14 protein-coding genes are annotated in these 13,801 nt (G+C 63.6%); 6 read left to right on the top strand and 8 right to left on the bottom strand.

The window, feature by feature from the left end:
* Nucleotides 1-63: 63 nt before the first annotated feature.
* The 6 genes from HP547_RS19200 to bioB form a co-directional block, all read right to left on the bottom strand.
* Nucleotides 64-360: a pyrroloquinoline quinone biosynthesis protein PqqE gene (locus HP547_RS19200; protein ID WP_172225163.1), complete on the bottom strand. Its 297-nt coding sequence runs from the start codon at nt 358-360 to the stop codon at nt 64-66.
* Nucleotides 361-503: 143 nt separating this feature from the next.
* On the bottom strand, nt 504-1,184 hold the full coding sequence (gene bioD, locus HP547_RS19195) for a dethiobiotin synthase (protein WP_172287092.1): 681 nt from the start codon (nt 1,182-1,184) through the stop codon (nt 504-506).
* Between the two features lie 10 nt (nt 1,185-1,194).
* Nucleotides 1,195-2,013 (bottom strand): malonyl-ACP O-methyltransferase BioC, encoded by an 819-nt coding sequence (gene bioC, locus HP547_RS19190; protein WP_172222969.1) that lies wholly within the window; start codon nt 2,011-2,013, stop codon nt 1,195-1,197.
* Entirely contained in the window at nt 2,006-2,737 is a 732-nt protein-coding gene (locus HP547_RS19185) for an alpha/beta fold hydrolase (RefSeq protein WP_172222973.1), read from the bottom strand. The genes bioC and HP547_RS19185 overlap by 8 nt, the downstream gene beginning before the upstream one ends.
* A complete protein-coding gene (bioF, locus tag HP547_RS19180; RefSeq protein WP_172287091.1) occupies nt 2,730-3,902 on the bottom strand; it encodes an 8-amino-7-oxononanoate synthase in 1,173 nt (390 codons plus the stop codon). Before bioF ends, HP547_RS19185 begins: the two co-directional genes overlap by 8 nt.
* A 1-nt stretch (nt 3,903) precedes the next feature.
* A complete protein-coding gene (bioB, locus tag HP547_RS19175) occupies nt 3,904-4,962 on the bottom strand; it encodes a biotin synthase BioB (protein ID WP_172222979.1) in 1,059 nt (352 codons plus the stop codon).
* Nucleotides 4,963-5,052: 90 nt separating this feature from the next.
* Here bioB and HP547_RS19170 point away from each other — a divergent pair, with 90 nt between their 5' ends.
* From HP547_RS19170 to rarD, 4 genes are all read left to right on the top strand, one after another.
* Nucleotides 5,053-5,784 (top strand): ComF family protein, encoded by a 732-nt coding sequence (locus HP547_RS19170; RefSeq protein WP_172287090.1) that lies wholly within the window; start codon nt 5,053-5,055, stop codon nt 5,782-5,784.
* 166 nt (nt 5,785-5,950) lie between these two features.
* Entirely contained in the window at nt 5,951-6,715 is a 765-nt protein-coding gene (locus HP547_RS19165) for a TOBE domain-containing protein (protein WP_172222985.1), read from the top strand.
* A gap of 155 nt (nt 6,716-6,870) precedes the next feature.
* Nucleotides 6,871-7,845, top strand: coding sequence for a serine/threonine protein kinase (locus tag HP547_RS19160; protein WP_172223003.1), 975 nt, complete (start codon nt 6,871-6,873; stop codon nt 7,843-7,845).
* A 64-nt stretch (nt 7,846-7,909) separates the two neighbouring features.
* A complete protein-coding gene (rarD, locus tag HP547_RS19155) occupies nt 7,910-8,797 on the top strand; it encodes an EamA family transporter RarD (RefSeq protein ID WP_172287089.1) in 888 nt (295 codons plus the stop codon).
* A 246-nt stretch (nt 8,798-9,043) separates the two neighbouring features.
* On the opposite strand, the gene HP547_RS19150 is transcribed toward rarD, so the two are convergent.
* Nucleotides 9,044-9,562, bottom strand: coding sequence for an ACT domain-containing protein (locus tag HP547_RS19150; protein ID WP_172223012.1), 519 nt, complete (start codon nt 9,560-9,562; stop codon nt 9,044-9,046).
* 449 nt (nt 9,563-10,011) lie between these two features.
* Between HP547_RS19150 and HP547_RS19145 the strand changes: the two genes are divergently transcribed.
* Entirely contained in the window at nt 10,012-12,189 is a 2,178-nt protein-coding gene (locus HP547_RS19145; RefSeq protein WP_172223016.1) for a malate synthase G, read from the top strand.
* A 138-nt stretch (nt 12,190-12,327) separates the two neighbouring features.
* Here HP547_RS19145 and HP547_RS19140 read toward each other — a convergent pair whose 3' ends face one another.
* Nucleotides 12,328-12,867, bottom strand: coding sequence for a response regulator (locus HP547_RS19140; RefSeq protein WP_172223019.1), 540 nt, complete (start codon nt 12,865-12,867; stop codon nt 12,328-12,330).
* A 116-nt stretch (nt 12,868-12,983) separates the two neighbouring features.
* Between HP547_RS19140 and HP547_RS19135 the strand changes: the two genes are divergently transcribed.
* On the top strand, nt 12,984-13,801 hold an 818-nt coding region (locus HP547_RS19135), incomplete at its 3' end, for a CBS domain-containing protein (RefSeq protein WP_172287088.1).

The following is a 13,801-nucleotide window of genomic DNA, read 5'->3' as shown; positions in this document are numbered from 1 at the left end:
ACCTGACGCATTCGCGGGCACGCCCGCTCCCACAGGGGGCTGTGTTTGATTCGAGGGGTTCCGTCAGGCGTAAGTATCGATGAACCGGCCGAGCATTTCGTCGGATGCCTTGGCGACCTTTGCGCCAAGCTCGACTTCAGTTTTGCCCACCGCCATCTGCACGGTGCTGGTGGCAAGGTCCATCTGCTGGCTGCGGTCAACTGCGCGCAGGCGCTCGGCCTGGAAGTCGCTGGACTGGCTGGTTGCGGTACGTTCGGCGCTGGTGTTGGCGATCTGGCCGGCGGCCTGATCGATGCGGTTCTGGCCGGACTGGATCGCGCTCAGGCCGGCATAGTAGGCGGAGCTACCGGTGATTTCCATGTCATTACTCCATTGACGCTGGATGACTAACAGGCCCAATTAAAGCAGGCCACAGGCAAAAAGGCCCGTTTAAATCCCTAATGGCCTGGTGCCAGTTGATAGGCCGTGGGCATTCCTGCACCGGCCCTATCGCCGGCAAGCCACTAATCCAGCAGATCCAGCTGCAGGTGCTCGGCCACCATGTCTGCGCTGGCCTGCTTCAGCTTGGGCACCCGCCCCAGGCAAGGCGCTGGCAGACGCTCGGCCAGGCTGGCCAGGTTTTCTTCCAGGCGCGAGGTACGCGGCTCGATGATGTTCGCCACCCAACCCGCCAACTGCAAGCCATCCCGCGCAATCGCCTCGGCGCTCAGCAAGGCATGGCTGATACAACCCAGCCGCACCCCTACTACCAGGATCACCGGCAAGTCCAAGGCGACGGCCAGATCGGACAAGTTCTCCAGGCCAGCCAGCGGCACACGCCAGCCGCCAGCCCCCTCGATAAGGGTGAAGTCGGCTCGTTGATCCAGCACATTGCGCATCGCCGCCAGCAGCGGCGTCACGCCAAGCGTCACCCCGGCCTCGCGGGCCGCTACATGCGGGGCAATGGCCGGTTCGAAGGCAAACGGGTTGACCTGCTCGTAGGGCAGTTTGATCGAGCTTTCATCGATCAGCGCCTGGGCATCGCTGTTTCGTAGTCCCTTCGCCGTCATCGTGCAGCCGGAAGCGACCGGCTTGGCCCCCAGCGTGCTCATCCCCTGCAAGCGCGCTGCATGCAGCAATCCCGCTGCAATGGTGGTCTTGCCGACATCGGTGTCGGTACCGGCAATGAAATAGGCCTGGTTCATCTCGCTCCCCTTACGCCTGTGGCTTGCGCAACACACCATAGACCACCTGATAGGTGGCTGGCAGCCCCTCTGGCTGGCGAAATGCCTCATAGGCCTGCAACAGGCCCTGCATACGGGCCCGGCCGGTGAGGCCGGAAGGCCGCCCAGGGTTCAGGTTATGCGCACCGAGGGCCTTCAGCTCGTGGGTCAGGCTGCGCACATCCGGGTAGTGCAGCACATGCGGGCAACGCTGCAGCCCAAGTGGTTCGAAGCCACTGGCTGCGCACAGGCGTTGGTAGTCCTCGAAACGTCGGAAGCGGTTCACGTGCACCAGGCCATCCACCTTCTGCCAGCTTGCGCGCAGCTCGTCGAGGGTGCCCACGCACAGGCTGCTGAAGGCCAGCACACCACCCGGGCGCAACACGCGCAGGGCTTCTGCCAGCACGCTGGCGAACTGGTCGCACCATTGCACGGCCAGGCTGCTGAATACCAGGTCGACGCTGACATCACGCAGTGGCAAACGCTCGGCGTCACCGACCACGTGGTAGTGCGCCCCACCTTGTTCGTTGCGGGCATGGCACAACATGCCTTCGGCGATATCCACCGCCACACCGCTGGCTTGCACGAACCGCTCGGCCAGGGCCCGGCTGAAATGACCGGTGCCGCTGCCCAGGTCCAACCAGCGCGACGGCTGCAGGCCCTGCGGCAATTGCTCGAGCAAGTGCAGGCCCACAGCCCGCTGCAACGCCGCCACGCTGTCGTAGCTGGCCGCAGCGCGGGAGAACGAAGCAGCCACTTGGCGCTTGTCGGGTAGCGCGCCGGGCAGGGTCGGACGGGATAGATCAGTCATCGCCACTCTCATGCAGGAAAATCTTGATGCCCGACGCCAGCTCCTGTGGGTACTCCAGCAGGAACGCGTGGGAACTGTCTTCGACCAGGCCCACTTCCACATCGGGCAACAACTCGCTCAATGCCTTTGCCGCCTCTGCCGGCACCAGCGCATCGCTGCCGGCAAACAGGTGCAGTTGCGGCCCGGGGTAGGCCTGAAGGGCTTCGCGGGTATCCAGCTTGGCCAGCACTTCCAGGCCAGTGGCCAAGTACAGCGGGTCGGTGTCAGGTACCCCCACACCCAGCTGGCGCAACAACGTGCGCGGCTGCAGGGCGCCATCGCTGCACAGGCTGCGGAAACGCTTGAGGGTGACCTGGGTATGGCTGCGGCAGCCGTCGAGGAAGGTGCCGAAGGTGTCTTCGGCCATGCCGTGGGGCCAGTCCGGGCGGGCGACGAAACTGGGGTTGCTGGCCAAGGTCAGCAGGCCGCAGCAGTGGTCACCGCGTTTGCGCGCCAGCGCAGTAGCCAGCATGCCGCCGAGCGACCAGCCACCCAGCCAGACATCGCTCGGCAGCTTGCGATCAAGGTGGTCGAGCCAAGCCTCGACATCGCTGTGGGCAAGTTCCGGCAGCGGCATCAGCTCCACCTGCAGGCGTGCGTCCTGGGCGCGCAGGCTGGCCGCCAGCGGCTCCAGGGAAGCAGTGCCCAGGCCCCAGCCGGGCAGTAGAACAAGTCGATTACGCATCGGCGTTCTCCAGTTGTGGATAACACTCGGCCAATGCATTCAACAATAGCTGCACCTGCGCTTCGCTGTGCGCGGCGCTCAGCGTAACTCGCAGCCTCGCGCTGCCAGCCGGCACGGTAGGCGGGCGGATGGCGGTCACCAGCAGCCCGCGCTCGCGCAACATGCGTGACAGGCGCAAGGCCTGCGCGCTGTCACCGATCATGATTGGCTGGATCGGTGTCGGACTGTCCATCAATTGCAGCCCGATCTGCTGCGCGCCTGCGCGGAACTGGCGAATCAACGCCGCCAGGTGTTCCCGGCGCCAGGTTTCACGGCGCAGCAGCTCCAGGCTCTTGAGCGTGGCGCAGGCCAGTGCCGGTGGCTGGCTGGTGGTGTAGATGTACGGGCGGGCGAACTGCACCAGCGCCTCGATCAGCTCTTCACTGCCGGCAACAAAGGCGCCGGCAGTACCGCAGCCCTTGCCCAGCGTGCCGATCAGCACGGGCACATCCTCCAGCCCCAGGCCAAAGTGCTCCACAATACCGCCGCCCTGGGCGCCTAGGGTGCCCAGGCCATGGGCATCGTCGACCATCAGCCAGGCGCCGCGGGCACGGGCGACTTCGGCCAGCGCCGGCAGGTCGGCCAGGTCGCCATCCATGCTGAACACGCCGTCGGTGACCACCAGGGTATTGCCGACGGCCTTGTCCAGGCGGCTGGCCAGGCTGACCGGGTCGTTGTGCAGATAGCGGCTGAAGCGGGCACCGCTAAGCAGCCCGCCATCCAGCAGCGAGGCATGGTTGAGACGGTCTTGCAGCACGGTGTCACCCTGCCCCACCAGCGCGGTGATGGCGCCCAGGTTGGCCATGTAGCCCGTGGAGAACAGCAGCGCACGCGGGCGCCCGGTGAGCTCGGCCAGCGCCTCTTCAACCTGGTGGTGCGGGGTGCTATGGCCGATCACCAGGTGCGAGGCACCGCCGCCGACACCCCAGCGCTCGGCACCGGCCTGCCAGGCGGCGACCACCTCGGGGTGGTTGGCCAGGCCGAGGTAGTCATTGCTGCAGAAGGCCAGCAAACGCTGACCATCAACCACTACTTCCGGCCCCTGCGGGCTTTCCAGCAACGGTCGCTGCCGATACAGGTCTGCGGCGCGCCGTTCGGCCAGGCGCGTCGCCAGGTCGAAGGCCATCTCAGGCCGACGCGGCGTTGTAGAACATCTCGCTGCTGCGCTGCTCGACCAGCGCCTGCTCGATGGCTGCCTGGTGCACTTCGTCGGCGTGTTCTTCACGCGCTTCGGGCTTGATGCCCAGGCGCGCGAACAGTTGCATGTCCTTGTCGGCCTGCGGGTTGGCAGTAGTCAGCAGTTTTTCGCCGTAGAAGATCGAATTGGCGCCAGCCATGAAGGCCAATGCCTGCATCTGTTCGTTCATCTGTTCGCGGCCGGCCGACAGGCGTACATGCGACTTGGGCATGAGCAGGCGGGCTACCGCCAGCATGCGGATAAAATCGAACGGGTCGACGTCTTCTTCCTCGGCCAACGGCGTGCCGGCAACCTTGACCAGCATGTTGATCGGCACCGATTCCGGGTGCTCTGGCAGGTTGGCCAGCTGGATCAGCAGGCCGGCGCGGTCGTCCAGCGACTCGCCCATGCCGAGGATGCCGCCCGAGCAGATCTTCATCCCCGCATCGCGAACGTAGGCCAGGGTCTGCAGGCGCTCGCTGTAGGTGCGGGTGGTGATGATGCTGCCGTAGAACTCCGGCGAGGTGTCGAGGTTGTGGTTGTAGTAGTCCAGGCCAGCCTGGGCCAGCGCGGCGGTCTGCTCCTGATCGAGCTTGCCGAGGGTCATGCAGGTTTCCAGGCCCATGGCCTTCACCCCTTTGACCATCTCCAGCACGTAGGGCATGTCCTTGGCCGACGGGTGCTTCCAGGCCGCGCCCATGCAGAAGCGCGTAGAACCGATGGCCTTGGCGCGGGCGGCTTCTTCCAGCACCTTCTGCACTTCCATCAGCTTCTGTTTTTCCAGCCCGGTGTTGTAGTGGCCGGACTGCGGACAATATTTGCAATCTTCCGGGCAGGCGCCAGTCTTGATCGACAGCAGGGTCGACACCTGCACGCGGTTAGCGTCGAAATGCGCGCGGTGCACGGTCTGCGCCTGGAACAGCAAGTCATTGAACGGTTGCTGGAACAGCGCCTTGACCTCGGCCAGGGACCAGTCGTGACGTGTTGTTGCAGTTGTGCTGGCGCTCATCGGCGTTTCCTTGTGTAGGCTGAAGCTGGCGCCGGGACAGGGAAAGCCCGCCAGCGCATCACGGATAGCTCGCATAGTCATGGAAGCCCTATGAACTGTCAACCGCACTTGAAACGACTGGTTTACAAGTGGTCACTTATTAATCAGTCGTGCTTGTTATGTGACGAGCCTGCCGGGCAGATCTACCCAGTCTGCGTTGCCTGCGAACAGGCGCTGCCTTGGCTGGGCGATCAATGCACCCGCTGCGCTCTGCCCTTGCCTATGGCCGGGCTCACCTGTGCGCAGTGCTGCCGTCGACCACCTGCGTTCGACCAGGTGATAGCGCTGTGGCATTTTGGCTTTCCAGTGGACACCCTGATCAGTCGTTTCAAACACAACCGCCAATGGCCGCTGGGGCGATTGATGGCCGAATTGCTCGGGCATGGGCTTTTGCACCGCTTTGCAGAGGGGCTGCCGCGCCCCGACCTGCTGTTGCCTGTGCCCCTGGCCAGGCGTCGACTGCGTGAGCGGGGGTTCAACCAGGCCGGGATGCTGGGGCGATGGCTGTCGTCACAACTCGGGATCCCAGGCGACCAGCGCATACTCCTGCGCACGCGGGAGACGCCCGCGCAGCAGCGCCTGGATGCCCAGGCACGGCGGCGCAATTTGCGCCAGGCCTTTGCGCTGATGGGTGATCTGCAAGGCAGGCATGTCGCCCTCGTCGATGATGTGCTGACCACTGGTGCGACTGTACAGGCCATCGCCGAGGTGCTGCGCAAGGCCGGGGCGCAAAGGGTTGATGTGTACTGCCTGGCGCGTACGCCCAAGCCTGGCTATGTATGAGCGTGCGCATCGCTCTGTGAGCGGCCTTGTGTCGCGATCGGGCTGCGCAGCAGCCCCAGCGATCTCTGCCCGGGCAGAAACCGTGGGGCCGCTTCGCGCCCCTTTCGCGACACAAGGCCGCTCCTACACACTATCCACCCTCAGGCCCAACACCAACAGACTACCCATGCCCCTACCCACCCCCCTTACCCAACACATATCCCGCCGCCCCCAGCGCATCGCGCTGCTGCAGCACATTGCCGAACAGGGCTCGATCACCCGCGCCGCCAAGGCTGCCGGCATCAGCTACAAGGCAGCCTGGGATGCCATCGACGAGCTCAACAACCTGGCCAGCCAGCCGCTGGTGGAGCGCAGCACGGGCGGTAGGGGCGGTGGTGGTGCGCGCTTGTCGCCGGAAGGCGAGCGGGTGCTGCGCCTGTATCAGCGGCTGCAGTCGTTGCAGGCGCAGTTTCTCGAAGCCGCCGAAGAATCCAGTGACCTCGATCTGCTCGGCCGGCTGATGTTGCGCACCAGTGCGCGCAATCAGCTGCAGGGCCAGGTCAGCGGGCTGAACCGTGAAGGACGGTATGACCGGGTGAGCCTGGCATTGGGCGGTGGGCTGGTGATCGATGCGTTGATCACCCAGGACAGCACTGCACGGCTGGAGTTGACGCTGGGCAGCATGGTGGTGGCGCTGCTCAAGGCGGGGTGGGTGCGTTTGCTGGCGGAGGGGGAAGAGCCCGAGGTGGGCAGCAATTGCCTGCGTGCGACGGTGGAGGAAATACTGGCAGAGGTCGACGGGCCCAGTGAAGTCAGGCTGGCGCTGGGCAATGGGCAGACGTTGTGTGCCATTGCCGAGGCCGATTGGCTGGCAGGCCAGCGGGTGGTGGATGGCTGCGCGGTACGGGTACAGTTTCAGCCCTCTTATGTGTTGATCGGGGTTCCTGCTTAGCCTGTGCCGGCCTCTTCGCGGGTAAACCCGCTCCCACAGGGATCGCATCAGGGCTTACAGGTGCGATCCCTGTGGGAGCGGGTTTACCCGCGAAGAGGCCGGCACAGGTATAACGCGCTACCATGGCCTCCACGCTGTCTTCCCCTGGAGTTCCCATGTCCCACCCGTTCGCCACCCTCACTCCCGATCTGGTCCTGGACGCTGTCGAAAGCGTGGGCTTTCTCAGTGATGCCCGGGTGCTGGCGCTGAACAGCTACGAGAACCGGGTTTACCAGGTAGGCATCGAAGACTCGCAACCGCTGATCGCCAAGTTCTACCGGCCTGGCCGCTGGAGCGATGAAGCGATCCTCGAAGAACACCGTTTCACCGCCGAGCTCGCCGACTGCGAAGTGCCGGTAGTTGCCCCCATGCTGCACGAGGGCCGCACCCTGTTCGAGCACCAGGGCTTTCGCTTCACCCTGTTCCCCCGCCGCGGCGGGCATGCACCTGAACCGGGCAACCTCGACCAGCTCTACCGCCTGGGCCAGTTGCTTGGCCGCATGCATGCCGTGGCCGCCACACGGCCTTTCGAACACCGCGAAGCGCTGGCTGTGGACAACTTCGGCCATGCTTCGCTGAATACCCTGCTGGATGGCAACTTCGTCCCGCGCGAACTGCTGCCCGCCTACGAGTCGGTTGCACGCGACCTGCTAAAGCGTGTCGAGGACGCTTATGCCCGCACCCCGCACAAGGTGATGCGCCTGCACGGAGACCTGCACCCCGGCAACCTGATGCACCGCGACGAGGTTTACCACGTGGTCGACCTCGACGACTGCCGCATGGGCCCGGCGGTGCAGGACCTGTGGATGATGCTGGCCGGTAACCGCGAGGAACGCCTGGGGCAACTGGCCGAGCTGATCGACGGCTACAACGAGTTCCACGATTTCGACCCGCGCGAACTGGCCCTGATCGAGCCCCTGCGCGCCCTGCGCCAGTTGCACTACAGCGCCTGGCTGGCACGGCGCTGGGATGACCCTGCGTTCCCGCCCAGCTTCCCCTGGTTCGGCCAGCCACGTTACTGGGGCGACCAGATTCTCGCGCTACGCGAACAAATGGCCGCACTGGATGAGCCGCCGCTGAAATTGTTCTAGAAGCTTGCCCGCCTCTGTCTACAATAGGCGTCGGGTTATTTAGCTACCTAAGCAAGGATTCTGCATGCACGCCGCAAACCCGCGTCGCGGGTACATTCTGGGCCTCAGCGCCTACATCATCTGGGGTTTGTTCCCCCTGTACTTCAAGGCAATCCAGAGCGTCCCGGCGGTGGAAATCATCGTCCACCGGGTACTCTGGTCGGCACTGTTCGGCTCACTGCTGCTGCTGGTGTGGAAGCATCCTGGCTGGTGGCGTGAACTGCGCGACAACCCGCGCCGCCTGGCTATCCTGGCCCTGAGCGGGACGCTGATCGCCGGTAACTGGCTGACCTATGTCTGGTCTGTGAACAATGGTCGCATGCTCGAGGCCAGCCTGGGCTACTACATCAACCCGCTGATCAACGTGCTGCTGGGCATGCTGATTCTTGGCGAACGCCTGCGCCGCCTGCAGTGGCTGGCGGTGGCCATGGCAGCCGTGGGCGTGGCCCAGCAGGTATGGCAAGTGGGCAGCCTGCCCTGGGTGTCGCTGGTGCTGGCGCTGAGCTTCGGCTTCTATGGGCTGATCCGCAAGCAGGCACCGGTGGCGGCGTTGCCGGGCCTGGTGGTGGAAACCTGGATGCTGGTACCCCTGGCGATCGGCTGGCTGTTGCTGCATCCGACGGCGATGAGTGCCCAGGGCGCGTTCTATACCAACAGCGAAGCGCTGTGGTTGATGGCTGCGGGGCCTGTGACCCTGATACCGCTGGTGTGCTTCAACGCCGCTGCGCGGCACCTGCCGTACACCACCCTGGGCTTCCTGCAATACCTGGCGCCGACCCTGGTGCTGCTGCAGGCGGTGCTGCTGTTCGATGAGCACTTGTCGCCCAGCACCTTGGTGGCGTTCATGTTCATCTGGGCAGGTCTGGCGGTTTACAGCGTCGATGCCTGGTGGAATTTGCGCAAGCGCAGCTGATCATTAAATGATCAAAACTCTGCAGGCCAGGTAATTTATGGCCTGCAGACACATCTCCATAGGTTATCCACACCCTGATCCCCGTGCTTTGTGCAAAAGCTGCTGATTGTTGGGTGTTTTTTGATCATATCTCTGCAAGCCACATGTTGCGTGGCCTGGAGGGGTACACCCCCAGGTTATCCACAGGGCCTTCCCCGTAATATCGGGATAACCCCACGGGCTGCCGTGCAGCCCCGCCCATTCCGGTCAATCCTCCGGACGCAGCTGCAACTCCACCATCAAGTCATCCGCCAGGCTCTCCAGGCGCTGCTGCAGCTCATCCAGCGGCAAAGTCAGCGGCAGCGCCAGCAATGCATCGGCGTGAAACAACGGCTCACTGCTCATCGGCGCAGGCCGCACCTCTGTGGAAAACCTTTCGACGTTTACCTGCAACTCAGCCAGCAACCGGGTAATGTCCCGCACGATCCCCGGCCGGTCGTTCCCTACCAGCTCCATGGCAATCGGCTTCCAGGTACAGGACGGCTCGATCCCGCTCTCGGCAATCAGCACGCGAATGTCATGCTTGACCAGCGCCTGCAAAGACTTCACCAGCTCATCATAATTTTCCGCCGGCACCGCCACCCGCAAAATGCCGGCGAACTGCCCGGCCATGCGCGACATGCGGCTCTCCAGCCAGTTGCCACTATGGTCGGCGATGCACTGGGCGATGCGTTCGACCTGGCCGGCCTTGTCAGGGGCGATAACAGTCAGTACAAGATGATCCACAAGCCCTTCCTCGTGTCGGACCGCGCCGTGCGGCAGTAAATCGGGGGATCGACTCAGTATAGGCAAGGCGCGGCAACCTGCCGCAGGGCACTCGACACAGCCAATCGTGTACTGTTTCAAGATTTATCTGGAACAATCCACCTGTTTTTTGCGAACATACCCACTCCCAGCGTGACCATACGCGACCAACGGGTCGCAGAACGGCGCTTTTAGTCTGATTTTGCCCCGCCTACTGCTTCATGTAGTATCCCGTGGCGCGGACTACAAAACGTCGTTTGGATGTCTGCCAAGGCGCCTGTGAAAATACGCACACTGCCCACCAGCCTGTCTGGAAGGCCGCACCCAGCCGCGCTCGGGCCATCCCGGGGGCACGCACTGGTGCCGTGTTTAGAGAAGCGCTACAGGCTTAATACAGAAGAGCGAAATAGCTGAGCAGAGTGAGGCAAGCAATGACTGGATACGTTCAAGTCGGTGGCCTTCAGGTCGCCAAGGTCCTGTACGACTTCGTGAACAACGAAGCCATCCCGGGGACCGGCATCGTCGCCGAGCAGTTCTGGGCAGGTGCAGAAAAGATCATCAATGACCTCGCTCCAAAGAACAAAGCCCTGCTCGCCAAGCGCGACGAGCTGCAAGCCAAGATCGACGCCTGGCACCAGGCACGCAAAGGCCAGGCACACGACGCCGTAGCCTACAAAAGCTTCCTCCAGGAAATCGGCTACCTGCTGCCACAAGCCGACGATTTCCAGGCCACCACCCAGAACGTGGACGAAGAAATCGCCCACATGGCCGGCCCGCAGCTGGTGGTTCCGGTGATGAACGCCCGCTTCGCCCTGAACGCCGCGAACGCCCGTTGGGGCTCGCTGTACGATGCCCTCTACGGCACCGACGCCATCAGCGATGAAGGCGGCGCCGAAAAAGGCAAGGGTTACAACAAGGCACGTGGCGACAAGGTCATCGCCTTCGCCCGCGCCTTCCTCGACGAAGCCGCGCCACTGGCGGCCGGCTCGCACGTTGACTCCACCAGCTACCGTATCGAAGGCGGCAAGCTGGTAGTTGCCCTGAAAGGCGGCAGTAACAGCGGCCTGCGCGACGATGCCCAGCTGATCGGTTTCCATGGCGACGCTGCTGCACCCACTGCCGTGCTGCTCAAGCACAACGGCCTGCACTTCGAAATCCAGGTCGATGCCAGCACCCCTGTCGGCAGCACCGACGCCGCTGGCGTGAAAGACATCCTGATGGAGTCGGCGCTGACCACCATCATGGACTGCGAAGATTCGGTTGCCGCCGTCGATGCCGACGACAAGGTGGTCGTCTACCGCAACTGGCTGGGCCTGATGAAGGGCGACCTGGCCGAAAGCGTGAGCAAGGGCGGCAAGACCTTTACCCGCACCATGAACCCGGATCGCGAGTACGCGGCGCCCAACGGCGGCAGCGTGACCCTGCACGGCCGTTCGCTGCTATTCGTGCGCAACGTTGGTCACTTGATGACCAACCCGGCGATCCTCGATGCCCAGGGCAATGAAATTCCCGAAGGCATCCAGGACGGCCTGTTCACCAACCTGATCGCCCTGCACAACCTCAACGGCAACACCAGCCGCAAGAACACCCGCACCGGCAGTGTGTACATCGTCAAGCCGAAGATGCACGGTCCTGAAGAAGTGGCCTTCGCCGCCGAAATCTTCAGCCAGGTGGAAGACCTGCTGGGCATGCCGCGCAACACCGTCAAGGTCGGCATCATGGACGAGGAGCGCCGTACCACGGTCAACCTCAAGTCCTGCATCAAGGCAGCCGCCGAGCGCGTAGCGTTCATCAACACCGGCTTCCTCGACCGCACCGGCGATGAAATCCACACCTCGATGGAAGCCGGCGCCGTTGTGCGCAAGGGCGCCATGAAGAACGAGAAGTGGATCGGCGCCTACGAGAACAACAACGTCGACGTCGGCCTGGCCACCGGCCTGCAAGGCCGTGCGCAAATCGGCAAGGGCATGTGGGCCATGCCCGACCTGATGGCAGCCATGCTCGAGCAGAAGATCGCTCACCCGCTGGCCGGCGCCAACACCGCGTGGGTACCGTCGCCGACTGCTGCCACCCTGCACGCCTTGCACTACCACAAGGTCGACGTACAGGCACGCCAGCGTGAACTGGCCTCGCGTACCCCGGCATCGGTCGACGACATCCTGGCCATCCCGCTGGCCGCCGACACCAACTGGTCGGCCGACGAGATCCGCAACGAACTGGACAACAACGCCCAGGGTATCCTCGGCTATGTGGTGCGCTGGATCGACCAGGGCGTGGGTTGCTCGAAGGTGCCGGACATCAACAACGTCGGCCTGATGGAAGACCGCGCCACCTTGCGCATTTCCGCCCAGCTGCTGGCCAACTGGCTGCGCCACGGCGTGGTCAGCCAGGAGCAGGTGCTGGAAAGCCTCAAGCGCATGGCCGTGGTGGTCGACCAGCAGAACGCCGGCGACGCCCTGTACCGCCCGATGGCGCCGAACTTCGACGACAACGTTGCGTTCCAGGCGGCCGTGGAGCTGGTGGTGGAAGGTGGCAAGCAGCCGAACGGTTATACCGAGCCTGTGCTGCACCGCCGTCGTCGCGAGTTCAAGGCGCGTAACGGGTTATAAGCAGCCTCTGCGAACGGGGGCCGCTTTGCGGCCCAATCGCCGGCAAGCCAGCTCCTACAGGGACTGCACAAGCGTTGGAAGCTGTGCGGTCCCTGCAGGAGCTGGCTTGCCGGCGATGAGCCCAGTACGGGCGGCTGTTTAATCGAGCTTCAACTCTTTCTTCACCAGCTCCAGCAACTTGCCCAGGTCCACCGGCTTGAGCAGGAAATCCACCACCCCCAGGTGCATCACGTCCACCGCCTCCTTCACATCGGTGTCGCCCGACACCACGATGATCGACAACGCCGCCCGCTCCGACTCGCGAACCTGCCGGATCAGTTCCAGGCCATCGCTGGGCTGCATGCGCAGGTCGGTAATCATCAGTGCGATGCGCGGTTCGTAATGCAGCTTGAATATCGCTTCGTTGGCCCCATCAGCGGTCATGCACTCGATGCCTCTGCTCTTCAGGTACCACTTCAGCGCGTCACTGTTGACCGGGTTGTCATCGACAATCAACACCACCGGGCTGGGCGCCAGCGGCGCACTCACCACGGCCAATGCCTCACGTTCGGCGTCACTCAGGATGTCGTCATGCTCAACCATGGCCATCTCGTCAAAAAAATTCCGCTTCAGCAGTAGGACCGCAGTAAATGCGCAACCCGATCCACCTTTCGTCGGGTCTTTGACAGGGCCGCTCATAGACTTACGTCCAATGGGCACCACCCCGCCGCAAGCCGACCATGGAGGCAGAGAACAACATGCCCGGCACCTATATATAGATATATATAGTTCGGCATAGCGATACGGTCAGTTTCATGAGCAAAAAGGACGCCTACAGCCAGGCGGGCAGGACGGCAGTGCTGCAGAACATCCAGGGTACGTTGCAGTTTCTGCAGCGTTTTCCGCCGTTCAACCAGATGGAGCACAGCCACCTCGCCTACCTGGTCGAGCAATGCCAGCTGCGCTTCTACGCGTGCGGCGAGAGCATCGTCAAACCGGCTGACGGCCCGGTCGAGCACTTCTACATCGTCAAGCAGGGGCGTGTGGTCGGCGAACGCCAGCACCTGGTCAAACCCGGTGTCGAGACCACCTTCGAAATCACCAGCGGCGAATGCTTCCCGCTGGCCGCCCTGCTGGGCGAACGGGCGACCCGCACCGAGCACCTGGCCGGTGAGGACACCTTCTGCCTGCAGCTGAACAAGGCTGCATTCATCCGCGTGTTCTCGATGTCGGAAGTGTTTCGGGATTTTGCACTGCGCGGGGTCAGCAGCCTGCTCGATCAGGTCAACCAGCAGGTGCGTCAACGTGCCGTTGAAACCCTTGGCACCCAGTACTCGCTCAACACCCCCCTGGGTGAACTGGCCATGCGCCACCCAGTGGTGTGCAGTGCCGACACGCCCCTGCGCGAAGCCGTGCGGTTGATGCACGAGCAACAGGTGGGCAGCATCGTGATCGTCGATGCGCAGCGCTACCCTACTGGCATCTTTACCCTGCGTGACCTGCGCCAGGTAGTGGCCGCTGCCGATGCCGAGCTTGGTGCACCCATCGAGCGCCACATGACGGCCAGGCCGTTCTACCTCAGCCCCACGGCCAGTGCCTTCGACGCGGCCATGGCCATGACCGAACGGCATAT

The organism is Pseudomonas sp. CM27 (assembly GCF_013179515.1).
GTDB lineage: Bacteria > Pseudomonadota > Gammaproteobacteria > Pseudomonadales > Pseudomonadaceae > Aquipseudomonas.
This window is presented reverse-complemented; position numbering and strand designations above follow the sequence as displayed.